This is a genomic window from Corallococcus sp. 4LFB (assembly GCF_046520365.1).
GTDB lineage: Bacteria > Myxococcota > Myxococcia > Myxococcales > Myxococcaceae > Corallococcus > Corallococcus caeni.
The window spans coordinates 1-26,234 of record NZ_JBKGHJ010000057.1; the positions used below are offsets into that span (position 1 = coordinate 1).

At 70.6% G+C, this 26,234-nt stretch carries 14 protein-coding genes and 2 pseudogenes; 8 read left to right on the forward strand and 8 right to left on the reverse strand.

The features are described from left to right. Both ACLEQD_RS09110 and ACLEQD_RS09115 read left to right on the forward strand, forming a co-directional pair. The coding region (locus ACLEQD_RS09110) for a condensation domain-containing protein (protein ID WP_410383116.1) at positions 1 to 1,636 on the forward strand (1,636 nt) is incomplete at its 5' end. Further along, entirely contained in the window at positions 1,633 to 3,075 is a 1,443-nt protein-coding gene (locus ACLEQD_RS09115) for a glycosyltransferase (RefSeq protein ID WP_410383117.1), read from the forward strand. The genes ACLEQD_RS09110 and ACLEQD_RS09115, both read left to right, overlap by 4 nt. 52 nt (positions 3,076 to 3,127) lie before the next feature. Here the strand turns inward: ACLEQD_RS09115 and ACLEQD_RS09120 are convergent, their stop codons facing one another. Continuing rightward, positions 3,128 to 4,003: a class I SAM-dependent methyltransferase gene (locus ACLEQD_RS09120; protein WP_410383118.1), complete on the reverse strand. Its 876-nt coding sequence runs from the start codon at positions 4,001 to 4,003 to the stop codon at positions 3,128 to 3,130. Between the two features lie 110 nt (positions 4,004 to 4,113). Between ACLEQD_RS09120 and ACLEQD_RS09125 the strand changes: the two genes are divergently transcribed. The 4 genes from ACLEQD_RS09125 to ACLEQD_RS09140 all read left to right on the forward strand — a co-directional run bounded on the left by ACLEQD_RS09125 (position 4,114) and on the right by ACLEQD_RS09140 (position 8,319). Beyond that, the gene (locus ACLEQD_RS09125; protein WP_410383119.1) at positions 4,114 to 5,283 is read left to right on the forward strand and encodes a hypothetical protein; all 1,170 of its coding nucleotides are present in this window, start codon (positions 4,114 to 4,116) and stop codon (positions 5,281 to 5,283) included. Positions 5,284 to 5,311: 28 nt separating this feature from the next. Next, the gene (locus tag ACLEQD_RS09130) at positions 5,312 to 5,674 is read left to right on the forward strand and encodes a YciI family protein (RefSeq protein ID WP_410383120.1); all 363 of its coding nucleotides are present in this window, start codon (positions 5,312 to 5,314) and stop codon (positions 5,672 to 5,674) included. Positions 5,675 to 5,791: 117 nt separating this feature from the next. Continuing rightward, entirely contained in the window at positions 5,792 to 6,178 is a 387-nt protein-coding gene (locus ACLEQD_RS09135) for a hypothetical protein (protein WP_410383121.1), read from the forward strand. Positions 6,179 to 6,219: 41 nt separating this feature from the next. After that, a complete protein-coding gene (locus ACLEQD_RS09140; RefSeq protein ID WP_410383122.1) occupies positions 6,220 to 8,319 on the forward strand; it encodes an AAA family ATPase in 2,100 nt (699 codons plus the stop codon). Between the two features lie 76 nt (positions 8,320 to 8,395). On the opposite strand, the gene ACLEQD_RS09145 is transcribed toward ACLEQD_RS09140, so the two are convergent. Continuing rightward, positions 8,396 to 9,151, reverse strand: coding sequence for a DUF5953 family protein (locus tag ACLEQD_RS09145; RefSeq protein WP_410383123.1), 756 nt, complete (start codon positions 9,149 to 9,151; stop codon positions 8,396 to 8,398). Continuing rightward, positions 9,148 to 9,885 (reverse strand): DUF6310 domain-containing protein, encoded by a 738-nt coding sequence (locus tag ACLEQD_RS09150; protein WP_410383124.1) that lies wholly within the window; start codon positions 9,883 to 9,885, stop codon positions 9,148 to 9,150. The genes ACLEQD_RS09145 and ACLEQD_RS09150 overlap by 4 nt, the downstream gene beginning before the upstream one ends. A gap of 349 nt (positions 9,886 to 10,234) precedes the next feature. On the opposite strand from ACLEQD_RS09150, the gene ACLEQD_RS09155 reads away from it, so the two are divergent. Continuing rightward, positions 10,235 to 13,507, forward strand: coding sequence for a hypothetical protein (locus ACLEQD_RS09155; protein WP_410383125.1), 3,273 nt, complete (start codon positions 10,235 to 10,237; stop codon positions 13,505 to 13,507). A 2,161-nt stretch (positions 13,508 to 15,668) separates the two neighbouring features. Here the strand turns inward: ACLEQD_RS09155 and ACLEQD_RS09160 are convergent. Continuing rightward, entirely contained in the window at positions 15,669 to 16,820 is a 1,152-nt protein-coding gene (locus tag ACLEQD_RS09160) for a hypothetical protein (protein WP_410383126.1), read from the reverse strand. Between the two features lie 154 nt (positions 16,821 to 16,974). Between ACLEQD_RS09160 and ACLEQD_RS09165 the strand changes: the two are divergent. Further along, positions 16,975 to 19,010, forward strand: a pseudogene (locus tag ACLEQD_RS09165) (membrane dipeptidase). Between the two features lie 74 nt (positions 19,011 to 19,084). Here ACLEQD_RS09165 and ACLEQD_RS09170 read toward each other — a convergent pair. The 4 genes and pseudogenes from ACLEQD_RS09170 to ACLEQD_RS09185 form a co-directional block, all read right to left on the reverse strand. Next, the gene (locus tag ACLEQD_RS09170; protein WP_410383127.1) at positions 19,085 to 20,323 is read right to left on the reverse strand and encodes a hypothetical protein; all 1,239 of its coding nucleotides are present in this window, start codon (positions 20,321 to 20,323) and stop codon (positions 19,085 to 19,087) included. Between the two features lie 53 nt (positions 20,324 to 20,376). Beyond that, positions 20,377 to 22,929, reverse strand: coding sequence for a TonB-dependent siderophore myxochelin receptor MxcH (gene mxcH, locus ACLEQD_RS09175; protein ID WP_410383128.1), 2,553 nt, complete (start codon positions 22,927 to 22,929; stop codon positions 20,377 to 20,379). Between the two features lie 94 nt (positions 22,930 to 23,023). Further along, positions 23,024 to 24,304, reverse strand: a complete 1,281-nt coding sequence (locus tag ACLEQD_RS09180) for a 3-deoxy-7-phosphoheptulonate synthase class II (protein ID WP_410383129.1) — start codon at positions 24,302 to 24,304, stop codon at positions 23,024 to 23,026. Further along, a pseudogene (locus ACLEQD_RS09185) lies at positions 24,301 to 26,234 on the reverse strand (thioester reductase domain-containing protein); the annotation flags it as partial. The gene ACLEQD_RS09180 and the pseudogene ACLEQD_RS09185, both read right to left, overlap by 4 nt.

The window sequence follows — 26,234 nt, forward strand, 5'->3', positions numbered from 1 at the left end:
GAAGGTGGACCGGGCGAAGCTGCCCGCGCTGACGGCGGAGGCCACGCCGCGCACGAACGTCTTCGCCGCGCCGCGCACGCCCGTGGAGCAGCTCATCGCGGACCAGTGGGCGGAGCTGCTGAAGGTGGAGCGCGTCGGGCTGCACGACAACTTCTTCGACCTCGGCGGCCACTCCCTCATCGCGACGCAGGTCGTGACACGGCTCGGGGCGCTCTTCGGCCGGGAGTTCGCGCTCGCGGATCTCTTTGAACGTCCCACCGTGGCCGCGCTGGCGGAGCTCCTCCAGACGCCGGGTGCCACGGAGGGCGCGAAGCCGCTTCCGCCCGTCGTGCGGACCCCTCCCACGGACACGCTGCCTTTGTCGTTCAGCCAGGAGGTCTACTGGTCACCGGAGCAGGGCGGCGCCGACAGCGCGCACAACGCCTCTCCGGTCGTGCTGGGCCTGGGGGGCATGCTCGACGTGGCCGCCTTGAAGCGGGGCGTCGAGGAGATCGTCCGCCGTCACGAGAGCCTGCGCACGACGTTCCCCACCGTGGACGGCAAGCCCCGGCAACACATCGTCCCGCCCGGTCCCGTTCCCTTCGAGGTGGAGGCGCTCGACTCGCTGCCTGAAGCGGAGCGGGAAGGAGAGGCCATGCGCCGTGCACGCGCGCAGATGGACCGCTCCTTCGACCTGGAGCGCGGGCCACTGCTGCGTTGCCACCTGTACCGGCTCAACGCCGAACAGCACGTGCTGCTCGTCAACATGCACCACGCGGTGACGGACTTCGTCTCCTTCTCCGTCTTCGCGGGCGAGCTCGCGGTGCTCTACGCCGCCTTCCGCGAGGGCCGCGAGTCGCCCCTGCCGGAGCTGCCCATCCAGTACCAGGACTTCACCCGCTGGCAGCACGCGTGGCTGAAGGACGGTGCGCTGGAGCGGCTGCGGACGTACTGGGCCAGGAAGCTGTCGGGTCCGCCGGAGGACGTGCGGCTCCCGCTGGACTTCCCACGCCCGGAGCGGGAGTCGCTGCGCGGCGCGAGCCTGGACCTCGTCCTGCCCCCGGAGCTCGTCGCCCGGCTGAAGCAGCTCTGCCGCGCGGAAGGCGTGACGCTGTTCATGGTGCTGCTGTCCGCGTTCCAGGTCCTGCTGTCGCGCCGGGCCAACCAGGAGGACATCCGCGTCGGCTTCGCGCATGCCCAGCGTCCGCGCCCGGAGCTGGAGCCGTTGATCGGCATGTTCGCCGGCTACCTCGTCATCCGCACCCGGATGGAGCAGGGCCTCGCGCCGCGCGAAGCGCTGGCCCGCGTCCGCACGGCCTACCTGGAGGCGTTCGCGCACCAGGGGCTGCCCCACGCGGAGCTGGTCCAGGTGCTGCCCGGGCTGTGCCGCATCGGCTTCACCTTCTCCGACCGTGAAGGGAACGCCCCCCAGGTGCCCGGTCTCGCGGTGCGCCCGCTGATGCGCAGCCGCGGCTGGACGCTCTACGACCTGAAGCTCGGCGTCTCCGACACCCCTGGCGGGCTCATCGCCACGCTCGAATACAAGGTCGACCTGTTCCGCCCTGACACCGTCGCCGAGCTCCTCCACGCGTGGCGGCAGGTACTGCAATCCTTCTGTGACGCCTTCCCCCCATCCATCCCGAGGAACCAGACATGACGCAGCAGCGGGTCAATCTTTTCATGGAGTCCGAGCCGTTCCGCACCGCTGGCGGTGTCGTCAACGGCCTCATCCTGGAGGACCTGCGGCAGCAGGGACACGAGGTGTCGGCCTACTACAAGCACCGCTTGAGCGGCACCGACACGCCCATGCCCGTGGCGACCGCGGACCGGCTGCGCCGCATCCTGGCGGAGCCTCCGGCGGACCTCGCCATCTTCTGTGACATGGGCCTGTGGATCCATCCGCCGAGCCCGCGCATCGCCCGCCGCTCCGTGGTCCTCTTCCACGGGCTCGTGGGCGGACAGTCCCTCTGGCTGGGCAATCCCGCGGTGGACCTCTACACCGCCTACTCACCGTACATGCGTGAGGCGCTCATCAGCCTGCTCACGCTGCCCGACGTGCGCCGCCGCACCTGCCTGGACCCTTCCGGCTTCGACAAGGTCGTGGACTTCCACGCGGGCCTGCCCTGCGTCGCCAGCCCCACCGGTGACGCTCGCATGCAGGGCGCGCAGCTGCCTGCCCAGGTCCAGGAGGCGCTGGACGCCGGGGACGTGCTGGGCCACGCGCTGCAGCCCCGCAAGCCGGACTGGTACGCCGTCCTCAGCATCCTCGTGCACCTCAACCTGCAATCGCGGGAGGCGAACGGGCCGCGCTACCGGCTCGTCGTCGACGCAGAGGACTTCGCCCTCATCGACTACTCGTACACGCACGGCTTCCCGTTCGACGTGGGCAGCGGCCGGGCCATGCTGGACGGGATGGGCTTCAAGCTCTCCGACCTGCTCATCCCGGTGCGCTTCCTCAACCAGGCCGCGCTCTTCCGGCTCTTCGAGCTCACGAAGTTCGGACTCTCCTTCAACATCTACCCGGAGCCCTTCGGCTTCTATCCGCTGGAGTCCGTCTACCAGGGCTGCCCCGTCTACACGAATGGCATCGGCAACAACCGCTTCAGCGTGCCGCCGGGCCACGGCATCCGCGTCTTCGACAACGTGGACATGGCCTTCGGCGATCCGTTCTCCTTCCAGGAGGTCGCGAACGCCATCCTGGAGGACGTCCGCTCGCGCGACCGCGTCACGCAGGAGTGCGCCCGGGGCCGTGAGTTCATCACGCGCAACTTCGACCGGGACAGCTTCACGCGCACCTGGCGCAAGGCCCTGGCGCACCTGGACGCGCCCCGGCCAGAGCCGCGGCCCTTCGACGCGCTCCTCGTGAAGCAGAGCCCCATGGTGCGCCGTCTGGAGGAGGAGACGGGGCGCGTGGTCAGCGACTTCGAGCGGCTGACGCTGGAGCCCCGCGAGCTGGCCATCCTCAAGGCCTCGCTGGATCGCTCCATGGGCCAGGTGCTCGGTGACATGAACGAAGCGGACCAGGCGCTGCTGCAGGGCCTGTTCTCCCGGGGCGTGCTGACGCTGCGCCCCGAGGGTCACGTCTCCGGCCTCTGATTCGAGGAGGCGGGGCATGGCGGACGGCGCCATGCCCCACCCACCGGCCTCATCAGGCCGGGTTCTTGCGAAGGATGACCTGGAAGCCCTTGAGCACGACCTCCAGGTGCTCCGAGGCGGCGCTCAGGAACGCGTCGATGCCGATGTCCGGCCGGGCGATCTTCGTGTGCGGCGTGAGCTGCGCCTGCGCCATGCCGTAGTCGTCGAAGATCATCCAGCCGCCCGGCTTGAGCAGCCGCCAGCTCAGCACGGCGTCCTCCAGCGTGTCGTAGGCCTGGTGCGAACCGTCCACGTAGATGAGGTCGTACGTTGGCTCCGGCGGCATCTGCCGCAGCACCGCCGCAGACGTGCCCTTCAGCTTCTCCACCCGCGCCTGCGCGCCGCTGGCGGCGATGTTCGAATCGAAGCGCTGCGCGTACTCGGCGGCGAAGAGGTCCACGCAGGTGATGCGGCTGGTGGGGTCCGTCAGCACGTTCTCCAGCAGCCAGATGGCGGAGCGGCCCTCGTAGCTGCCAATCTCCAGCGCGCGCGTGTGGGGCTGGCCCTTGAGCGGCGCCAGCGCCTTGCGCCAGTCGTCCTCGCACTTGGACATCCAGTCAGAGGAGAACTGATAGCGCCCCACCTGACGCGCCGCGGGGTGACGCTCCAGGTACCCGCTGAGCGCGGCCTTCGTCTCACCCGACACCCAGGGCATCTGCAGCAGCCGCTCCACCGCCACACGGGCCGCCAGCCGCAGGTTGTCCGCGGACGTCGCGTGCGGGCCCAGCTGCGCCACCGCGCCATCCTTCACCAGTGACCAGGCCGACTCCACGTCCTGCAACCAGGTCACCACCGCCGCGTTCGCGTCCGGGCCCGGCGCCTTCATCAGCTCCTGCACTCGCGATGCGAGCGATGAAACCCTCGAGGCGATCTCCACTCCTGGATTCACTGCGACCATCCTTTCCACTAACGGGCGTTGGGGCCCACTTGTCTCAATGGTAGAGGAAAACGCGTGTTCGTGGGAAAACCTCTATTTCTTCAACGGATGGTCTTGACGCCATGCATGACACCCGACTGTTGGTGACCTCCATCGTTCGCGTTTCCGGTACTGGCGAGAGCAGCGGCTTCGTGCGGTGGGTGAGCAAGGGGGAGCGTCGCGTGCTGAAGACGTGGCCCATCCTGGAGAGCCGCTTCCGCGAGTTCGACCTCAACCCTCGTGGGGGGCTTCGCGGAGGGCGGGGCATTGGCAGCACGGAGGACCGGCTCGTCATCGCGATGACGGACCGCCTGTACGTCTTCGACCGGCAGTGGAACCTGGTGGCGGAGTTGACGCACCCGCTCTTCGGCGAGGTCCACGACATCCTGGTGGAGCCGGATGGCGTTTGGGTGACGGCGACGGCGTCGGACGCGTTGCTGAAGGTGGGCTGGGACGGCCAGCTGTTGCGCTCCTGGAGCTGGCGGAAGGATCCGGCGTTGGCGGAGGCGCTGGGGCTGGGGGCCTGGGCGGGGGACGCCGCGCAGGTGGACTTCCGGGATCCGCGCCAGCTTCCGCCGCTCTACGACTTCGTCCACATCAACGGCGTGGCGCGCGCGCCGGAGGGGCTGCTGCTGTCCTTCGGCTTCGTGGCGTCGGGAGCGACGCGCAGGTTCCAGAGCCTGCTGGGCCTGCCCGGAAGGCTGCTCAAGGGCCTGGGCCTGGACACGTCACTGGCGCGGCCCTCGCGCATGTTCGCGATGCGCTTCCTGGGCGCCCGCTATTCCTCGTCCACGTGGCTGGGCGTGCTGCTGCCGGAGGATGGGCCGGCGCGCATCGTGGCGCGGCAGGAGGGCGTGAAGATCCCCAACCACAACCTGCACTGGGACGAGGACGCGCTCGTGTTCAACGACACGCACTCCTCCCAGCTCGTGCGCCAGGCGATGGACGGAAGCGGGCGGCGCCAGGTGCGGGTGCCCGGCACGCCGGCCTTCGCGCGAGGGCTGGCGCCGCTGGGAGCCCAGCGCTTCATCGTGGGCAGCCAGTGCCCCACCGCGCTCTACGAGGTGGACCTCCAGGCGGGGCGAAGCGAATTGCTCTGCGAGCTGGGTGACAACGTCCACGAATGCGTCTACGCCGTCCATGCGGTGCCGGACACGTTCGGGGAGCCTCCCGAGCAGCTCTGGTCCTCCGCCGCCCCACCGGTGGCCGCCGCGGTGGACGCGGGTCCCCGTGCCGCGGCGGTGGGGCGCTGACCCGACGGCGCCCCGGAAGGAGCCTGGTATGTCGTACATGCTGGTGGTGATGCAGACCGGGGGCGGGAAGCCCCAGACGGTGGAGGAGAAGCGGGTGGCGGCGGAGCGCATGGAGCGGATGCGGAGCTTCGGCGCGGCGCTCCAGGCGCGAGGCATCCTCCTGGCCGCGGACTCGCTGCGTTCGGACGCGGAGGGCGTCCGGGTGGAGCGGCGCGACGGGAAGCTCAGCTTCAGCGACGGGCCGTTCACCGAATCCAAGGAGATCATCGGCGGCTTCTTCCTGGTGGACGTGAAGACGCGCGAGGAGGCGCTGGAGCTGGCCACCCAGTGCCCCGCCGCGGAGTGGTCCACCGTCGAGGTCCGCCAGAGCGGCCCCTGCTTCGACGGGTAGGCGGCCGACGCAATCCCCCTTAGGAGGGATGGCCTGGATCCGCCCCGTGGGGTGTGATGCTCGGACTCGAAGGCATGCCCGCAGCATGCCCATCTCTCGGAATGAGGGGGGAGCATCATGAAGGTCCTGATTGGAGATACCGTCGTCCTCAAGCATCAGACGGGCAACCCCATCGGGATCGTGACCCGGCGCAACGGCAACACGCTGACGGTCCGGCTGCCGTTGCAGGACAACACGCTGGAACGCGTGTCCCGGTCCGACGTGGAGCCACTGGCCCTGGGAATGGCGGATGCGCGCAGACGCCAGGCCAAGTTCAGCAATTCGCTGAGTCTGGCCGGCCAGTCGTCGCTCGCGGATCTGGTCAAGGCGTTTGGCTACGCGTCGGACGTCAAGATGCAACGCTCATCGCTGGGGAATGTCGTGCGCCAGCTTGAGCGGGCAGGCCTGGAGGTCAAACCCACGACGGCAGCTGGGATCGCTACGCGCCGTTTGTCCTGGGGCTGAGGGACGCACTCATCGATCCCTCCACCATTGACGAAGGTGGCGTGAATCAGGACCCGGATGAGGAACCGGACCCGGAACCGGGCCTGCCCCCATCCTTCGCGCTGCCCCAACCCTTCTGGCCCAGTGCGCTGGGTCTGTCTCAGGACCGGGAGGTAGCGTTTCTTCGCGCCCTGACAGCTCCCGAGCCCGTCCTCGCGCTCCTCTATCTGCCCGACAGCCGCAGCACCACGGACTGGCTCCAGGCCACTTGGGAAGGCGTGATGGGTTGGGCGTATCGAGCAGCCCAGCGCTTCATCCGCACGGGCAGCGGCGAACCTCCGGCGCCGAAGGTGGTCCGCGGTCCCCCAACGCTTTTGCACGGCTACCTCAAGCCGTCCGTATTGGCCTCGGATGGGCCCCGGCTCCAGGACGAACCGCGCACGCTCAACCTCGTTGCGCTCCGGCGCGATGCGGACGCCCCTGTGGATCTCCAACGCCTGCTTTCCGCCTGGCCGGGCCCTGTCTTCGAGTTTGACGCGACAGCGATCGCCAGTGACGGCACGCCCGTCTCGCGGCTCTTGTTGATGGTGGGAGGCAAACCCGAGAAGGCCACGGATGCTGTCGTGGCGGAACTGTCCCCGCTGAAGCTGGTGCTGTGGGGCCGGGAGGCCTGCGCCCATGGCGCAGCGCAGGCGATGAACTCCTGGGGAGAAACGCTCAAGCGTGCTCCCCTTTCCCGGTTCAAGGGCAGCAACGAGAGCGCCACGGCACTGTCACTGAAGGCTCGCTTGGCGCAGTGGGTGGGGCTGCGGAGCCCGGATGCGGAACTCGAGTTCGAACACAGCCGGGTGGAGGTCGTGGACGAGGAGGGCGCAACGCAGGAGGTGACCCGGACCGACCTGCATGTGGAAGGGCTGGGGAGCTTCGAGGTCGAGACGCTGGCGGGAAGCGGCCCGATGGAGTCTTTCTACCATCGGAAGATCTTCTCGCGGCGCAAGGCGGGGGAAACCTTCTCGCTCGTCGTTCCCAGCGAGGCCCTGCTCTGGGCGGGTCCTTTCCTGGCGGACATCGCCTATCACCTGGGTGAAGAAGGAGCGGTCCTCGTGCCCGTAGCGGGGACCGCCTTCGCGAAGCTCGAGCCACGGCCGCTCACGGAGAGCGCCTCGGAGGTGAAGGACCCGGAGGAGGCTCGGCGTGAGTCCACCATCGAGAAGGTGGAGCGCGATGTGGATCGCCTGCCTGGCCTGGATGACGTCGCGGGCTACACAGCCGTCAAACAGCGGATCCAGCGCGACATCATCTGGCCGGAGCGTCGGGGCGCATTTCTGCGCAATGTCTCGCGGGCTTCGGGAATCCTCTTCTTCGGACCGCCTGGATGCGGCAAGTCGCTACTTGCCCGGGCCATCGCGGGTGAACTCGAGCAAGAGGTGCGACTGCTCTCTCCGTCGGACCTGCGGGGGCCCTACGTTGGCTGGGGAAGCCTGATGATCCGCGAACAGTTCGATTGGGTCGTGGAGCAGGAGAAGCGCATGCTGGTGCTCGACGAACTGGATGCGGTGGCGCGCTCCCGGCGTAACGGCCAGATGCACAGCGACGAGAAGGCGGATGTAAACGAACTCCTCGTCCAATTGGATCGGGCCGGCCGGCTGCGCAGGATCATCGTGGGCACGACCAACTTTCTGGGTGCGCTCGATGAAGCGGTCATTCGCAGTGGCCGGTTCGGACGTTACGTTCCCGTGCCACCCCCGGACCTTGAGGAGTCCGTCGAGATCGTCTCCTACTATCTGAAGCGCTTGGAGCGCGGTGGGCAGCGAGTTTCTGTTCCCAGCGATGCCGAGCTGAGCGACATCCTGGCTCCGCTGATCCTGAAGAACCGGGTGAACCAGCACTTCTTCTCAGGGTCGGACCTGGAGGCCGCTGTTACAGAGTCCTACCTTAGGTGCGCGCAACAAGGTGCCTCACTGGAAACACTGGCTCCGGTGTCGAATGAAGCCGCCGTGCAGCTGACTTGTGACGCGCTGGCCTCGGCGCTGGAGGGAGGCCCACGGTCTGTTTCTGCCCACTCCATCCGCCGCTTCCTCCGGGAGACCCAGCGCCATTGTGGCGCCGGTCTCGCGAACGTCCTCGCGCAACGCTTCGAGCCGAAAGAGCAGGCTTCCTGAGACGTTGTCGCGCCCGTCCTGCTCCCACCTTGGGTGTCCACGTGACTGGGGCTCTCCACGAGTCCCCTGAGTGCAGTCAAGGCGCTGCGCGTCCGCCAATCTCCGGAAAGCGCTCGTAGGCCCGCAGGAGCGCGTCCAGGTGGGCGGGGTTGTCCAGGTCGAGCGGCTCGGGCGTCAGCTGCACGACCCAGCCGCCCGTCGCGGTGCGCCGCGACCGTGATAGCAGCTCGGCGTCACGGGTCGGGTCCGGGAACCCGATGGCCTGCGCGGCCGCGGCAGACCAGTAGTTCAGCCACCCAAGATAATAGGGAATCTCGGGCGCGCGGATGTGCTCGAAGAGTTTCAGGGCTGGCAGTCCCCGGCGTGGGGAGGGCGGCCCCTCCTGCGTGGGGGCCGTCTGATACGCGATGTCCACCGCGGCGTCGTATGGCGTCGCTCGTCCCCATAGCGCCCCCGCTCCTTCCGCCACGCCCTCAAGCACAGCCGCCGCTGAGGTGAGCACCGGCTCGTCCAGGGGCAGTTTTGCATGCACCTCGAACTGGGCTTGACCGCCTGCGCTGAAGAGTCCGTCTCTTTCCCTTCCCCAGACCGTCACGGGGTGACGCTGATCCCCGTTGCACACCATGGGGAATCCGCCGTCCTCGATGCTTTCGATGAGCCACGCGTCACGCTGCGGTAATGCGATGGGGCGCCCGCCCTTGGAGAGCCGCCACTCCAGGCGCAAGCCGGGAATCGCCCTCTCGACTCCATGAACGCTATCGACTGCGCGGCGGTCTTTACCCGCGAGCGCAGGCGCGTAGACAAGGACGGCAAGTCTTTTTCGGGGAGTCATCGCTTGCACCCTGTGACGACAACATCCAGGGACTGATCCACTTGCAACAGCGTGTCTTTGTGCAATTGGGTGCTCACCCCAATGGCAAAATCATAGCCACACACTTTCGCGGCTTTTCGTTCCTTTTCCAGTTGCTTGATTTCCTTATCAATCTCCTGCTCCTGGACGTAGTCATTGTACAGATCGAATTGATGGGTCTTGATCTCCCACAGCCTGCGCACCCCGACTTGCAGCGCATCGAAGCGCACACCTCCAACGAGCACGTCCATTCCAGGGTAACGGTTGGGCGGGAACGTGTCGGCGCACGTGTTGTGCGGGTCGTCCTCGCCCGCGTGGGGCACTGGAACGGGTTCGCAGCTGGCGCGGCCCGTCCGGTCCAAGGGCACACGCGGTCCTGGAGGCTGCCAGTCCTGCCCCGCTGGCTCGGGCTTCGGCTTGGGCTTGCGTTGCGCTTCAGCTTCCCGGGAGGCCACCTTGGTTCCTCGTGAGGCCCCTGCCTCCTCGGGGTAGGCGTGGCGGAGTTCATGGGCCGCCAGCGCTTCCTTGATGGCGACGGCGACCACCACCGCGCCAACAACGATCACGGCGCCCACGGCAATCTCGGGAGCCGCCAGCACGCAGAACCCGAGGCCTATGGCAGCGGCGTCAGCGGAGGCGACCGCGCATCGCCCCTCGGTGTCGTGGAACTCAATCCGGTCATGGTCGAGGGTTCGATAGCACTGCTCCACCAGCACCGGCCAAGGCAGTGACGCTTCGCGGACAACGCACCGTCCGTCGTCAGTCCAGGGCAGCTTCGCCGCTCGCTGGGGGTTGGCGACCCTCTGGCTCCGCGTCTCCCGCGCGCTGGGGAGCGGTGCCGACGTAGCGCAGGCCGAAAGAATGAGGAGGAGTCCGATACAAGCGAGGGAACGCACGGCCACGGTTTTCCACCAAGGTAGGGAGCTACGGGGCAGGGATGGCCCGTTCAAGAGTATGCCTGCACGTGGCCCAGGGGATCGCACCCGCCCTGCTTCCACCTTGCGACACCTCGCCTGACTCCAGGGTGATTCGCACGGCGGTGTCCCCCGCCCATCCTCCGGGGCCATGGCCACGACCCAGAAGGATGCCCCGGAGGCGGGGACGCCGTACCTGCCCACCCCCCTCCCGGAGGCCCGGGCCTTCGCGTGGGCCGACCTGCTGAGCCCCACCCAGCGGGGCCTCCGGGAGCTCTTCTCCTGGCTGGAGGCCGCCTGCGAGGACGGCGCCAACGCGGCGAGCACCAGCACCGAACACCTCTCCACCAGCCTCCTCGTCTCCGGCGCCCGGGGCTCCGGGAAGACCACGCTCCTGCTCAGCGCCGTGCAGGCGCTGCGGGACTGGAAGCACTTCGTCGGCGGGCCCGGCCGCCCCGAGCTGGCCGCGCTGTCGCGGACGCTCGAGCGGCTCGAACGGCGCATCCTCTGGCTGGAGCCGCTGGACCTGGAGCCCGTCCCGTCCCAGGCCAACCTGCTGGCCACGCTGCTGGTCCGCGTGCGGGCCGCGCTGGACCACCCCCGGCACACGAAGGGCGCGCGCGGGGAGTCCTCGCGGTGGGCCTCCTCCATCCTGGAGGAGGGCGCGGAGGAGACGTGGGGGAAGCTGGATCACCTCATCCGCGACGCGTCCTTCATGTGGGAGGACATCCCGTCCACCACCGATGCCCGCGTGCGCGCGGAGCAGCAGATCCGCGCGTCGGAGATCTACGCCAACTTCCAGCCGCGCTTCGCCGACGCCATGGAGGACGTGGCCCGGACGCTGTCCATGCCGCGCTTCGGCGCGTCCGGCGGAGAGCAGGTGCTGCTCGTGCTGCCCATCGACAACGTGGACCGCAGCATCGAGCACCTCTACAACATCGTGAAGCTCACGCGCATGGTGGCCAGCCCCCACCTCTGGTTCGTCCTGGCCGCCGGCCACCAGGAGTTCCAGCGCTTCATGGAGCGCTCCTTCCAGAAGGAGCTCATCGTCTCCGGCCAGGCCGGCATCGGCTCGCGCGGCCAGGAGGAGTCGCTCGCCATCGCCCGGCGTCAGGCCGCCACCACGCTGCGCCGCGCGCTGCCTCCCAGCTACCGCATCGCGCTGGATCCGGTGCAGCCCCATGAGGCCTGGCACTTCCCCGTGGACGGGCAGGGGGAGCCGCTGGGGGCACTCCTGCGGCGCATGAAGCTGCCGCGCGGCAAGCGGACGGAGGCGCGGGTGCTGGACTCCTTCGCGGACCTCTTCGACCTGGATGGCCGGCTCACCCCCGAGGTGGCGCGCTACTACCGGGAGGCCCTGCGCACCGACGGCACGGAGGCCCACGAAGCCGACGCGCCCACGGACGAGCTGCTCCTCAGCCACGCGGGACGGCTGGCCCTCACGCTGCCCGCGCGGACCCTGCAGGACCTCTGGCACGCCGTCCGGCGGGAGGTCCTGTCCTCCGCCTCCCCAGGCGCCGGCGCCAGCGCTCCGGAGCAGGGCGAGCCCGCGGTCCGGGTGGCCACGGAGATGCTTCGCAACGCCATCGACGAGAGCGACCTGCCGGCCTGGGCCAGCGAGCAGTTGCACCACCGCGTCCTCCGGCAGGACGACCAGGGCCGCGTCTTCCTGGACCTGACGGGCAGGCCCATCCACCGCTCCAAGCGCACCAGCCTTCACGGCGTCCTCCAGGGGCCGCCCCGCGGCCCGGGGGGAAACGGGACGGGCGCGCACGCCCGGGTGCTGGGCACGGAGGTGCACCTGCGCCGCTTCCACGACGTGGTGCTGGTGCTGGAGGACGCGGAGGGCTCCGGCCGCGAGGCCCCCCTGCCCGCGAGCGTCGCCGGCTGGTTCATGCTGCTGCACGACGTGCTGATGCTCTTCGAGCGCCCCCGCGTGCTGAGCGCGGACGTGACGCCGCTCGAGATGAGCCCGGAGATGGTCGTGACCGTGCATGAGCTCTGGGCGGGCCGTGCGCGCGGAGAGCCGTTCATCCAGGCAACCTTCTGGTGGACGCCCCCCTCGTGGAACACCTTCATCGAGTTCGCCGTCCTCACCGCGCAGTGGCGTGCGTTCCTCGTGCGGATCTCCAAGGGGATCTTCACCGCGAGCGCCGGGCAGGACGCGGCCTCGCGCGCCCGCTTCATCCAGGCCGCATGGGTGGAGAACGTCTGCTCCGTGGCCGGGCTGGCGCTGGGCCGGTGGGACTGGGGAGACACGCGGCGGGGCGCCATCTCCGCGCTGGAGGGCCCGGGGCCGGCCGCCGCGCTGGCGCCGTATGAGCAGCGGGTGCGCGACACGGTGGCGGAGCTCGTCACGCGGATCCGCGAGCACAGCGCGGGGTATGACCGGCTGTGGACGGCGCAGGTCTGGCTGCGCGACACGCTGCCCCTCCAGGTGCTGCCGGAGCTCGCGCTCGCTCCGGATGCGCCGGGGCTGCTGCACCAGCCGGCCGGGACAGCCCTCGCGGGCGGAGGCTGGGACCTCCTGATGAAGGACTGGCGCGCCCTGGCGCCCCGGCTGGCCGCCTTCCGCCAGCAGCGGGTGCGCGACGCCATGAACCGCTCCAGCGCGGCCGAGTCGCTCCGCCAGGCGCTCGGCGCGGGCGGCGGGCGCGCGTCGGACACCTACTACGGCTGGCTCGACACCGTGGTGGACGCCTGGTTCGCGGTCGTGGACCACGACGGGGATCCGCTGACGGGCGTGGTGCTGGGCACGACGCCCCCAGGGGACTCCGCGTCAGCGACGAGCACCCGTGACCCGCGACGGCTCGAGCTCCCCGCCGGGCAGCCTGGCCCCGCGCCGCGTCCCGGAGGCCTACGTGCGCGCGGAGGTGGCCAGCTTCCCGCTGACGAGCCTGGGGGCCTTCCGCTCGGCGGTGACGCAGTTGGTGCCGTCGCTGGACGCGGAGGCCGGCGGGCCCACGCGGGCGCTCTGGCGCGAGTGCGAGAAGACCTTGTCGGAGCACGCCAGCGGCTGGTCGTTGGATCGGATCATCGCCGTGCGCGACGCGTTCTGGTTTCCCTCGCGCGGGCACATCAGCCACCGGCGGGCGCCGCGCCAGGGCGTGTCGATGTTCCACTACCTGCGGCACCTGGCGGACACCCACCTGGAGCGCCGGCCCGGCGTCACCGTCATCTTCCAGGGCACGGGCGCGGAGGCGGTGGAGGCGCTGACGCACTACCGCTGGCTCACCTTCGCGATGCCGGAGGACCTGCTGCTCGCGGCCGTGCCGGTGGAGCCTCCTCCCACGCGGGTGGACATCGAACCGCCCCTGCTGGTGCGCCACCTGCTGGATCGCGGCGTGGCGGAGGTCCACCACCACGTGGGCGCGGGCATGGACTTTCCGCTGCTGTGGGCGTCGCTGCTGTCCGCCGTGGGTGACCCGGGGCTGGATCCGCGCATGCTGGCGGGGCCGGGGCTGCCCTTCGATGACGCGGAGGTGATGCTGCGCTGGCTGATCGCGACCGCGGTGACCCGCTGCGTCCTCGCGGAGCTCCTCCTGCGCCGCGAGACGCCTGCGCTGCTGGAGTTCGTGCGCGGCCTCTCGGAGTCCCAGGCGTGGCTGCCGCAGCGGCGGCGCGTGCTCTCACGGGCGCTGGAGGCGCTCTCTCGTGGACGCCGGGAGGTCCTCCCCTCGCTGGACGAGCTGCGCGGCCTCTACGCGGACCTGCATCCGCTGGCCGTCAGCAACGTGTCGGATCCCCCCGGGACGCTCGACGAGGTGTGGCGGCGGTGCGACCCCCTCGCGCTGCGGCTCCGGCTGAGCACCCCCAATGGAGGGGAGCGCTGGCTGGTGCGCGCGGGCCTGAAGCACCTGGCGGGCCTGGAGCACGCGGGCCTCGAAGACGTGCACTTCGACCGCCTCTTCTGGCAGGTGCAGCGCGTGCGCTGCCTCAGCTATCGCGCCTATGTGCAGCGTCCCCTGACCGCGGGGCTCCAGTGGTTCATCCGCTTCTATGGACGGCCGGGCCTGATGAAGCGCCCCCTGCGGGCCGTGCGCGCGGAGGTGTCCTACGCGGTGGCCGGAGGGGAGCAGCCCATCGCAGCGCTGGAGGTCCGCACGAGCCTCGCGAATGATCCCATCGGCATCGCGGAGGAGCTGGCCTCGCTCACGCGGTCGTGGCGGGGCGTGCTGAGCCGCACGGGGGAGCACGCCGTCGGTGGGCGCCCGCCGGAGTTCGGGGTGGTGATGCACCTGATCAAGGCGCGGGATCCCGCCCGGCACTGGACGCAGGGCCAGCCGCCCGCGCACGGCATGGGGACGTACGCGGAGCCGGTCCCCGAGGGTCGCGTGCGGCTGGGCGGCCGGTACTCCGACTACTTCGCCGCGCAGTCGGTGCAGGTGGAGGCGCTGGTGGATCTGCTGCGGGCGGTGCCGCTGTCGCTCTGGCTGGTGCGGGGGCTGGACGTGGCGTCGGACGAGCTGAGCGTGCCCACGTGGGTGCTGGCGCCGCTGTACCGCTACGTGCGGTGGGGCGCCGCGCGCGCCGCCACGAAGCGGGAGGCCCGGAACGCTCCTCCGCTCCGGCTGACGTCGCACGTGGGCGAGGACTACCGGCACCTCATGGAGGGCCTGCGCCGCATCTACGAGAGCGTGCACTACCTGCTGGACCGCACGGGAGGCCGGCTGGGCCACGCCACCGCGCTGGGCGTGGAGCCCGGCACGTGGGCGGAGTCCGTGGGCGCGGTGATGATGCCCGCCGAGGACCGGCTGTGGGACCTGGTCTTCGAGTGGCGGCTGTACGGCGACTACCGGCTGCCGCCAGCGCTGGCCGCGCAGGCGCCCCCCGGACGGACGCAGCGGGTGGAGAACCAGCTGCGGGAGCTGTCCGAGTCCGTCTTCGGATATTGCGTCGTGCCGCACGTGCTGGCCGAAGCGCATCACGTGTTGCACAACCTCTGGTGCCCGCCGCTGGCGCGTGAGGAGGGCGGCGTGGGGCTGGATGCCTTCAGCCGCACCTTCCACCGGCTGAACTGGAGCCGGGTCCTCAACGCCAGGCACGTCCGGAGCCTCCTGGTGGCGTACCGGGAGGACGAGCGCGTGTTCCAGCGCGGGCAGCAGCTGGTGGACATCCCCCTGGACGCGTCGGAGGTGGACGCGCTGCGGTCGGTGCAGGACGCGATGCGCCGGCACGTGGGCGCGCGCGGGACGGTGGTGGAGGTGAACCCGTCCAGCAACCTGCTCATCGGCAACCTGCTGGACCTGCGCAACCATCCCATCCTGCGGCTCAACCCGCCGCGCGCGGAGGACGGCGCGCCGCCGCCGGTGCCCATCGCCCTGGGCGCGGACGACCCCGTCACGTTCTCCACCTTCCTGCTGCGCGAATACTCCCTGCTGCACGAGGCGGCGCGCAGCGCGGGCTACTCCGAGCGGGTGGTGCACGAGTGGCTGTCCAACATCCGCCAGACGAGCATGGACGCGCGCTTCACCACCCCCTGGCGGCCGGACGCCCTGCACATGGCGGACGAGTTGCTGGACGCGCTGGCCCGCTTCACCCGGCGGGCCGTGCACCACCCCCAGGCCCACGCGTCCACGTGAGCGTCACGGCGGCACCGCCCCCTTGGGAGGAGGCGCCGCCGTGCCCACGGGTTTGGAAGGAGGCAGCACCTTCTCCGACTGGCCGAGGAGCCGGCCCAGCACCTTGTCCATGATGGAGCTCAGGAGCTTGTCCGCGGACCAGCCCGCGACCACCGCCAGCGCCATCAGCGTGAAGAACATGGCCTGGGGGCCGCTCACGACGATGTGGAGGATGGCGGGGCTGGCGTCCCCGGACGTGCTCGCGGCCCGCGTGTCCACCGACAGCAACATGCGGGACTGCTCCAGGAAGAGGAGCATCAGCGCAGCGAACGCGCCGAGCACGGGCTTCACCATCAGGTGGTAGGCGAAGAAGCGGCTCGTCGCGCCCGTGGCGACGACGAAGCGCTCCTTCGACAGCATGTTGGAGACGATGGCCCCGGACGCCCCCGCGAACCCCACCAGCAACAGGCCCCCGGGCACCAGCGTCCGTGGCCAGCCATCGATGAGCGCCGGCGAGAGGATCACGAAGGAGACGACGAAGACCGCCAGCAACAGCAGCGTGCTGAAGATCTGCAACGAGACGTTGATGGAGAGCTGCCAGAACGTCTTGTCCACCTGCTGGTTGACGCTCTCGAGCGCCCCGCGAAGCACGCTGCGGCAGTAGCGGGCCTGCTCCGCGTCGAGAGGCGGGGGGGCGGCGGCTCCGCTCCCGGGCTCGTCCACGTGGGCGAGCCTGCGCACGCAGCGGGGCAGGGGGCCGCTCACCCTGTCCGCGCCGAGCCAGAGCTGGGCTCGCCCGGCGTCCGTCACCCGGCGCTCGAACTGCTGCTGGATCTCCAGCGCCCTGGGCACCAGCATGGACGCAGGCATCACGAGCAGCAGCAGCCCGTCCACCTCGTGGATGAGCTCCCAGAAGGAGAAGGACCAGCGCCCCGTGGGCTTGTCCAGGCACCACCGGGCGGCCTCCAGCTTCTCCTGGCACTGCCCCAGGATGGCCTCGTCCTCGGGGGTGAGGTCCTCGCGGATCCGGCACAGCGCGAGGAGCGAGGCGTTGCTCTCCACCCTGTTCCAGAGCAGCTGGGTGGCCGAGCCGAACCCCCGCCGCCGCCGCCGGAAGCCCACCCGCTTGAGCAGCTCCGGCAGCGGGGAGCCGGGGAGCGTGTCGGTGGCCGCCATGAAGGACACATGGCCACGGCGCGAGCAGGTGACAACCCACCCGGGCCGCGCGGTGCGTCAATGTCATGCGTCACCGTGCTTAGACAGCGAGATTTGATTAGCCGGAACCGGTGCTGATACGCCCGGTGCACCTCCACCCGGAAAGGTGCATCGCATGTCGCGTCGCTCCCGAAATGTCTCAAGGTACCTGTTCTCACCGCTGCTCGCGGCCACGTCGCTCGCGCTGGCCTGTGGGCCCGTCACGGACGAGCCGCCCGTGCAACCCGAGGAGGCGCCCGCCCAGGCGGCCCAGCCGCTCGCGGTGAGCGGCTTCGCGGAGATGCACCACCACATGTTCGCGGAAGAGGCCTTCGGCGGCGGGTGGTTCCACGGCAGCCACACCGGCACGCTCGCGAGCTGTGACGGCGGCCTGCCGGAGAGCGACCACGCGCGCGTCCGCATGGACCTGCGGGACATGCTCAACATCTGCCCCAACGCCGGCAGCGTGAACCTGGGCGGCATCCCCATCCTGTCCGACGTCTTCGGCGTGGGCGGCGCGGTGGCGTCGGAGGTGATTGGCCAGGTGGAGGGCACGCAGGGCGACACCGGCCTGCACCTGGGCCGCATGGAGACGCCCACCCAGTGGCCGCGCTGGGACACCATCGCGCATCAGCAGGCGTGGGAGGGCTGGCTCAACAAGGCCCGCCAGGGCGGCATGTCCCTGGTCATGGTGTCGCTGGTCAGCAACGAGTTCCTCTGCAAGGCGCTGCCGTACCAGAACCTCAAGCGGCCCTGTGACGAGATGATGGACGTGGACGTCCAGCTCCAGATGGCGCGCGACTTCGACGCGCGCACGGACTGGGCGGAGATCGCCCTGTCGCCCGCGCACGCCCGGCAGATCATCTCGCAGGGCAAGCTCGCGATGGTGCTCTCCATTGAGTCCAGCAAGCTGTTCGGCACCAAGGACTGGCGCGCGGAGCTCAACCGCGTCTATTCGCTGGGCGTGCGCTCGTTGCAGCCGGTGCACCAGCTGGACAACCGCTTTGGCGGCGCGGCCCCGCACAACGCCATCTTCCAGGTGGCCCAGTTCCTGGAGAACTGCCACATGACACGGACTGCGGCCTCACGGGCAACGGCTTCACGCTCGGCTTCGACGTGGACGCCAACTGCCGCAACGTGAAGGGGCTCACCGCGGACGGCAAGGCGCTGGTCCAGGAGATGATGAACAAGGGGATGCTCATCGACATGGCCCACATGTCCGAGAAGAGCGTCCAGGACGCGTATGCCCTGTCCCAGGGGCGGACGTACTACCCGCTGTTCATCTCCCACGGCCACTTCCGCGAGGTGATGAACCCGGACCTCGCCGCCAACGAGAAGACGACGCCGTCGTGGGTGGTCCGCTACGTGCGCCAGACGGGCGGCATGTTCGGCCTGCGCACCGCGCACGACGAGACGCGCGCCTACACGCGCACGACGGTGGCCAACACCTGCCAGGGCTCCACGCGCTCGCTCGCGCAGGCGTACGAGTTCGGCCGCCAGGGCCTCAAGGTCAACATGGGCTTCGGCGCGGACCTCAACGGCTTCATCCAGCAGACGCGCCCGCGCTTCGGTGACTTCGGCGCGTGCTCGGCGGGCTTCCGCGCGGAGGCGGACGCGCAGGAGGAGCAGCAGCGCACGGCCGGCCCGCCGCCCCTGGGCACCGACTTCGACGTGTACGGCCTGGCCCACGTGGGCCTGCTGCCGGACCTGGTGAAGGACCTGAAGCAGCTGGGCGTCAACACCGCGGGCCTGGAGGGCTCCGCGGAGAACTTCATCCGGATGTGGGAGCGCGCCAACAGCACCCGCACCGGCATGGCGGACGCGGCCAACGACATCGACACCAGCGGCGTCGCGGCCTACGTCCCGAAGGCCACCCGCGAGGCGGCGTACCCGAAGATCTGCGGCAAGGCCTACGCCCCCAGCACCAAGCTGGTGTCGGAGACGTGCCGCTTCGACGCGGAGTGCAAGTCCAGCCTGTGCAGCGCCCTGGACGACTGCGGCGACATCCCGGGCGTCTGCACCTGCTCCTCGGACTCGCACTGCGCCTCGAACCAGTTCTGCGGCTGGGGCACCAACGACGGCAAGTGCGTGAACAAGCGCCCCAGGGGCTCGCTGTGCTCCTCCGGCCGCGAGTGCCAGTCCGGCAGGTGCTCCTGGCTGATGTGCACCTGAGCCACCCGCGATGAAGACGGCCCCCGGGACGCTGAGCATCCCGGGGGCCGTTGGCTTCGTGCGGCCCGGGGGGACTAGCGGACCTGGAGGAACGAGAACGACAGGCCCTGGTGCGTCGCCACCAGGTTGCCGCTCAGGTCCGTCAGCTCGCGGTAGTTGGTGGTGCCGCCGCCGTTGGTGAACTCGGTGAACACGGTGCGGCCGTTCACCTGGTACAGGAAGGAGCTGCCCGTGCTGGCCGGCAGCGTGTCCACCAGCGTCGCGTTGGTGCCGGCGGCCGGGTCCAGCTTCCACCACTTCCAGGCCACGCTGCTCGCGAGCGCGCGCGCGTTCGTGTCCGCCTGGACGGGGTAGAGCGTCTCATCCAGCACGCGCAGGTAGCCCGTGCCGTTGGGGCCCGCGAGCAGCGAGCCCGTGGCGCCGCCGTTCGTCAGCGTGCTCAGCTCCTTGAAGAAGGTCGCGTCGTACTTGTTCGTCTCCGGGTCGAACTTCAGCAGGCAGGGGGTGGGCACGGTGGGGTTGCCGCCGGACACGCGCTTCTCCGCGGCGCCGTACGCCTCCGTCGCCAGGTACACCTTGCCGTCCGTGCCCACGATGCCGTCGCGCACGTAGCCGCAGCGATCATCCTTCACCACCACGGCGCTGTCGTTCGTGGTGTCCACCACGATGATGCCGGCCTGCTTGCTGACGGCGGCGCCCGCGCGCCAGCCCAGCGGCATCAGCACCTTGGTGCCCACGCTCAGCGGGTTGGAGGCGAACGTGAGGGTGCTCCCGGCGAGCGTCATGTCCGGCAGCGAGACGCTGTTCGTCACCGTCATGTCCTTCGGGTTCCAGACGATGATCTGCGAGTTGCGGCCGTCGAAGTAGTAGGCCTTCGTCTCGGAGACGAACTGGAACTGGTTCTGGTACTCGCCAATGGAGGTGACGGCCTTGCCCGCGAAGCTGACCTCGCCCGCCTTCTCCAGCGTGTTGCTGGCCGTCACGTTGTAGCGGGTGACGGTGGCGCCGGCGCTGCTGGAGACGAAGAGGGAGCCCGACTTCGGGATGCCGGAGCCCAGCGCGCGGCCGTTGATCTCCGTGGCGTTCGTCAGCGACAGCGGCGTGGCCGGGTCCAGCGTCTCCGTGAGGATGACGTAGCTGGTGGACGTGGTGTCCGTGCTCACCTGCGCCACGAACGCGTACAGCGGCGCCGTCGAGCCCGCGTCCGGGGTGTTGCCGTCGGGATCCGTGTTGTCGCCGCAGGCCGCCGTGAAGGCGAGGGCGAGCGCCGTCACGAGACGCGCGGAGGTGCGGAAGAAGGGTGAGGGCTTCAAGGACTTCCCTTTCAGTGGGGGTGGAGGTGCTGCGAAGACCGGAAGCGGCGCGCTCAGCGCTCCAGCGTGAACTTGGCGGCGATGACCCGCCCGGGGCGCTGGACGCCGTAGAAGTCGAACGTCCGCGCGTTGGTGACGTTCTGGCAGTCCAGCGTCCAGCTCAGCCGCGTCGCCATGTCGCGAATCACGTAGGTGAGCGCCAGCGCGTGCGTGAGCTGCGAGTCGATGCGCAGCTTGGAGTCCTGGCTGCCCACCCCCTCCCAGGCGAGGAGGAAGCTGTCGACGTAGCGCGTGCGCCACGTGACGAGCAGCTCGTCCTGGACGCGCAGCAGGCCGGTCAGCCGCCCCTGCGCGCTGCCATTGGTGGTGAGGTAGGGACGGTTGGGGAGGCGCTGGCCCTGGAAGGCGCCGTAGCGGCCCTCGGAGGACGTGTTGCGCAGGTCCTGCCACGTGGCGTTGCCGTCCAGGGACAGGTAGCGGCCCGGCGACGTCCAGCCCGCGGCGCCCAGCACTCCCAGCGACCGGGCCGAGACGACGTTCTCGTAGGCGTAGTAGCTCCCCCGGGCGGTGAGGAAGATGAGCTGCTCGGCCAGCCGCGCGAAGCCCCCGGCGTTGGCGCGGAAGCTTCCGGCGCGGGTGGTTTCGGACGCGTAGCCCAGCCCCAGGTTGAAGTTGTGGCTGGTCTCCGGCTGGAGCTCCAGGCTGTCCTCGATGAGCAGCCCGTCACCGAAGAGCTCGTCCGGGCGCGGCAGCCGCGTGGCCCACTCGTAGGAGGCCTTGGCGCTGAGCGTGGAGCCGAGGCGCAGGCGCAGGCTGTCCCCCACGCCCAGCTCGTGCGCGGTCCGGCCCAGGTCCAGGAACGCGGCGCTGGGCAGCAGCTTCTGGGCGCGCACGTCCTGGAGGTAGTCCTTCACGAAGGCGATGTTCTGCAGCCGCCCGTCGAAGGCCTCCACCTGGTACTCCACGCCCGTCACCAGCGACGTCACGCCCCGGCCCGCGGAGAGCGGATCCAGCACGTTGTTCGCCTGGAGCCGGCGGTCCTCGCCCGAGCGCGTGACGAAGGTGGGCGACAGCGCGAGCCGCAGCGTGTGCGCGCCGCCGGGCACGGGCGTCCAGCCCGCGTGGAGGCGCGCGAAGGCGGTGTGCTGGTTGATGTAGCGCTCCACGCCGCCTTCGGAGATCTCCCCCGGCTGGGGCAGGGTGGTGAAGCAGCGCCCGTACCAGTCATAGGCGCACGTGCCGAGGTCCAGGAACCGGTTGCGGCGGAACGTGTACCCGCCCACCGCGTCCACGGTGACGCCCGCGTCGTGGCTTCGCGAGTAGCGCAGCGTGGCGCCCGCGGAGCCCTCGGCGGAGGTCACCTCGCCGTAGGGGGACTCCATGTCCACGTCGTTCTGCACGTCCCGGCCGGCCGCGTTGATGAAGCCGCGCACGAGCAGGCGCCGGGCCCAGGGCTGGTCCACGAAGCCGGCCTCGATGCTCGCTCCGCCCGCGCGGTAGCCGTCGTGGAAGCGGCGGACCTCCACGGGGACGGGCTTGCCCAGGTCGTTGGCCACCTCCACGTTGACCGGGTAGTTGTTGCGCGCGTCGTCGTAGAAGCCGTGCGCGCGCACCAGCAGGCCGGTGGACTCCTGGAGGTGGCGGGCGCTCGCGGTGAAGCGGTGCGTGTCGAAGGAGCCCAGCTCGTAGGACGCCGCCACGCCCGCGCCGCGCACGTCCTGGTCGGTGACGAGCTCCACCGCGCCGCCCAGCACGTCCGCGCCGAAGCGGATGGGCACCACGCCCTGGTAGACCTCCAGCTGCTGCACCAGGTTCACCGGCACGTTCGCCAGCCCTGGCCCGTAGCCCGCGAGCTCCAGCGGCACGCCGTCGATGAAGAAGCGCACTTGATCATCCGACAGCCCCGCGATGGAGATGCGCGCGCTGCTGCCCAGGCCGCCCGCGCGGCGCACGTCCACGCCCTCCGCGCGCGACAGCGCGGTGCCCAGGTCGGCGGTCTCCATGCCGGCCTGCTCCAGCTCGATGACCTGCACGGCCTCCGCGGACTTGCGGCGGCGCTCGGCGCGCGTCTCGCCCACGGCGGTGACCTCGACGTCCTCCTCGTACTCGGTCGGGGCCTCGTCCCCGGACGCCGTGGCTTGCGGGGCGCCGGACAGGGCGGGTGGCGGCGTCGTGGTCACGGCCTTCGCGCGGCCGGGGAGCTGGAAGACGTAGATGTACGTGACGCGTGAGGGCGCCGCGACGCCGTTGCGCTTCGCGGGCGTGAAGCGGAACTGGAGCGCGGCGGTGCGCGCGGCCTCGTCGAAGCCGTGGCCCACGGGCTCCATCACCTCCGCCTGGGTCACCACGCCCTGCGTGTCCACGCGCAGGCGCAGGCGCACGTTCGCCTCCACCTGGGCACGCTCCGCCTCCTCGGGGTAGGGCGCCTCCACCGTGTGGAGCAGCCTGGGCAGCTCGATGACGGGCTGGGCTGGCGCGGTGGCAGGGGCCTCCGTCGCCGGAGGCGGCGCTTCCGGGCCCCCCGGTTGCGCCGTGCCCGCGTGCGCGAGGCCCCCGAAACAAACGGAGGACAGCAGCGCCACGCCCACCCGGGACCGCCACCGCATCCGCGCCGCAGTCTCGATTATGAAAATGGTTATCATTTTCAAGTCTGCGACGTTTAGCCGCTCGATATCCGGGCTGTCAAGGCTGCGAGGCAGGTCAGGCCGCGCGGTCCTGGGGTGCGCGCACGGTGGTGTGCAGGCCATCCGCGACGCGGAACGCGAGCTGGAGCGCCTGCGCCGCGTTGAGGCGCGGGTCGCAGTGCGTGTGGTAGCGGTCGGAGAGGTCGTCCTCGGACACGTCCAGCGGTCCGCCCAGGCACTCGGTGACGTCCTGGCCGGTCATCTCCAGGTGGAGGCCGCCGGGGTGGACGCCCTCGGCGGCGGCGACCTGGAGGAAGCCCATCACCTCCGCGAGGATCCGCTCCAGCGAGCGCGTCTTGTAGCCGTTGCTGGCCTTGTGCGTGTTGCCGTGCATCGGGTCGATGGACCACACCACGGGGCCGCCGTGGCGCCGGGTGGCGGCCATCAGGCGGGGCAGGCGCGCGGCGACCTGATCCGAACCGAAGCGCCCGATGAGCGTGAGCTTCCCCGGGATGCCCTGGGGGTTGAGCGTGTCGATGAGGCGCACCAGGTCGTCCGGCTCCAGCGTGGGGCCGCACTTGAGCCCGATGGGGTTCTGGATGCCGCGCATGAACTCCACGTGGCCGCCGTCCAGCTGGCGGGTGCGCTCGCCAATCCAGAGCATGTGCGCGGACGTGTCGTACCAGCCGCCCGTCGCCTCGTCGGCGCGGGTCATGGCCTGCTCGACGTTGAGGAGCAGGGCCTCGTGGCTGGTGAAGAAGTCCACGGGGCGCACGGCGCCCTCGGCCTCCGGCCGGTGGCCCAGCAGCCGGGTCAGGTCCGTGTAGCCCTCGCGCGCGAAGGACCGCACCAGCCGCAGCGTCTCCGCGGACTGGTGGTACGCGCGCAGCAGGCGCTTGGGGTCCGGCGTGCGCTCGCGGGCGTCGAAGTCCATGCCGTTGATGATGTCGCCGCGGTAGCTGGGCAGGGTGACGCCGTTGACGGTCTCCGTGGCGCTGGAGCGCGGCTTGGCGAACTGGCCCGCGATGCGGCCCACCTTCACCACCGGGCAGGCGCCCGCGAACGTGAGCACGCCCGCCATCTGGAGCAGGAGCTGGAAGGTGCCGTGCACGTTCTCCGCGGAGAACTCCTTGAAGCTCTCCGCGCAGTCGCCGCCCTGGAGGAGGAAGGCCTTGCCCTCGGCGACCTGGCCCAGGGCTTCGCGCAGGCGGCGGGTCTCCTCGGCGTGCACCAGGGGCGGCATTCGCGCCAGCTCCGCCTCCACGCGCGCCAGGGCCGCGGGGTCCGGGTAGTCGTCGGGGAGGTAGCGGGCTGGCTTCGCGCGCCAGGAGGAGGGGGACCAGGAGGGGTTCGTCACGGGAGCGCCGTCACTTTCGGGGGCAGGATTCCCTGCGCGACGCAGGAGTCGAGGTAGCGGTGGAGGAGCTCCCGGTCGGTGGGAGGGCAGCGGACGTCGGTGCGCTCCAGCGCGGCCAGCAGCCGTTCGCAGCGGATGGGGCCCAGGCCGAAGGCCGGCGTGGAGTCCCCGCTGCGCAGGTCGAAGAACGCGAGCGTGGCGTCGTGGCCGCCAGCGCCCCGCGCGACGCGCTCACGCCATTGCGGCACGGGGCACAGGTCCAGCGGGTAGCCGTAGTCGCGCACCCAGCCGAACAGCTCCGACAGGCGGACCTCCGCCGCCGGCGTCACGTTGAACACCGCGCCCGGATGCGACGCGCGCGCGAGCTGGACGATGGCGCTGGCGACGAAGTCCACCGGCGTCCACACCTCGCCCACGTCCAGCAGCGGCAGGGCGCGGACCGGCAGGCCCGCGAGCACGATGCGCCACACCAGGTCCTGCGTGTTGACGAGCGCGGTGTCGGGCGCGCCCACCACGCGGCCCAGGCGGTACACCGTCGCGGGCAGTCCGCGCTCCGACGCCTGCTGCACCAGCCGCTCCGCGATCCACTTGCTCTGCTGGTAGCCGTCGCGCAGGCCGGGGTGCGCGGGGACGAAGGCCTCCGGCACGTCCGGGGACAGGTTCGCCTGCGGCGCACCGCGAGGGTGGACACGTAGTGGAAGGGCTTCGGGCGGACGGCGGCGGCCAGCTTCAGCAGCTCGCGGGTGCCGCGCACGTTGACGCCCTGGAGGCTGCCGTACTCGCGCACGACGCTGACCACGGCGGCGTTGTGGATGACGGCGTCGCACTCGGCGGCGAGCCCGCGGAAGCGCGCGGCGTCCAGGCCCAGCAGGGGTTGGGAGAGGTCCGCCGGCAGCGCGAGCACACGCGCCTCCAGCCCCGTCACGGGCAGCTTCTGGCCAGCCAGCGCCGAGCGCAGCCGCTCCATCCCCTGCGCCTCGTCCTTCGCGCGCACGGGGCAGATGATGCGCGCGTCCGTCCGGGTCAGGAGCTGGTGGAGCAGGTGTGCGCCGACGAAGCCGGTGGCGCCCGTGAGCAGGACCTGCCGGAAGCCCTGGCGCGGCAGCGCGCGAGCCCAGGCCTCGGCGGTGGTGGAGGGGACGACGTCCTCGCCCAGCTCCGCGTCCGCGAGCATCGCGGGCGTGAGGCCGCCGGGCTCCGCGCCGCCCGTGCTTCCGCCCTGGAGCGCCTGCGCGAGGCCGGACACGGTGGGGTGCTTGAAGACGGTGGCCACGGGGATGTCGCGGCCCATGGCAATGCCCAGCCGGTTGGCCACCTGGATGCTCTGGAGGGACTGGCCGCCCAGCTCGAAGAAGTCGTCCTGGAGTGACGTGGCGGCGCGGCCCAGCACCTGCTCCCAGACCTCCAGCACCGTGCGCTCCATGGGCGTCGCGGAGGCGAGCAGCGCGGCGCTCTCTTCCGGAGGCAGCGCGTGCTTGAGGGCGTTGCGGTCGAGCTTCCCGGTGCTGGTGCGCGGCAGCCGCTCCGCGAAGGCGAAGGCGCCGGGCACCATGGGGGCGGGGAGCGCCGCGAGCAGGTGCTTGCGCAGCTCCGCTGGCGAGGGCTCGGGGGAGGCCACCAGGTGCGCGCACAGCCGGCGCGACCGCCCGGCAGCACCTGACCGACGACGGCGGCCTCACGGACACCGGGGTACTTCAGCAACACGGTTTCAACTTCACCCGGATCGATGCGGTGGCCGCTGATCTTGAACTCGTCGTCCACGCGGCCCACGAACACGAGCTGGCCATCGTCGCGCACGCGCGCCTTGTCGCCGGTGCGGTAGGCGCGGGGCGCTCCCGCCACGGCCTCCAGCCGGGTGAAGCGGGCGGCCTCCAGGTCCGGGCGGCCCAGGTAGCCGCGAGCGAGCGCGCCGCCCATCAGGCACAGCTCG

Bases quoted from the DNA above. Each gene is read 5' to 3' on its own strand.
- ACLEQD_RS09115 (WP_410383117.1), top strand. From the start codon at position 1,633: ATGACGCAGCAGCGGGTCAATCTTTTCATGGAGTCCGAGCCGTTCCGC.
- ACLEQD_RS09125 (WP_410383119.1), top strand. From the start codon at position 4,114: ATGCATGACACCCGACTGTTGGTGACCTCCATCGTTCGCGTTTCCGGT.
- ACLEQD_RS09130 (WP_410383120.1), top strand. From the start codon at position 5,312: ATGTCGTACATGCTGGTGGTGATGCAGACCGGGGGCGGGAAGCCCCAG.
- ACLEQD_RS09135 (WP_410383121.1), top strand. From the start codon at position 5,792: ATGAAGGTCCTGATTGGAGATACCGTCGTCCTCAAGCATCAGACGGGC.
- ACLEQD_RS09145 (WP_410383123.1), bottom strand. From the start codon at position 9,151: ATGACTCCCCGAAAAAGACTTGCCGTCCTTGTCTACGCGCCTGCGCTC.
- ACLEQD_RS09155 (WP_410383125.1), top strand. From the start codon at position 10,235: ATGGCCACGACCCAGAAGGATGCCCCGGAGGCGGGGACGCCGTACCTG.
- ACLEQD_RS09160 (WP_410383126.1), bottom strand. From the start codon at position 16,820: ATGGCGGCCACCGACACGCTCCCCGGCTCCCCGCTGCCGGAGCTGCTC.
- mxcH (WP_410383128.1), bottom strand. From the start codon at position 22,929: ATGCGGTGGCGGTCCCGGGTGGGCGTGGCGCTGCTGTCCTCCGTTTGT.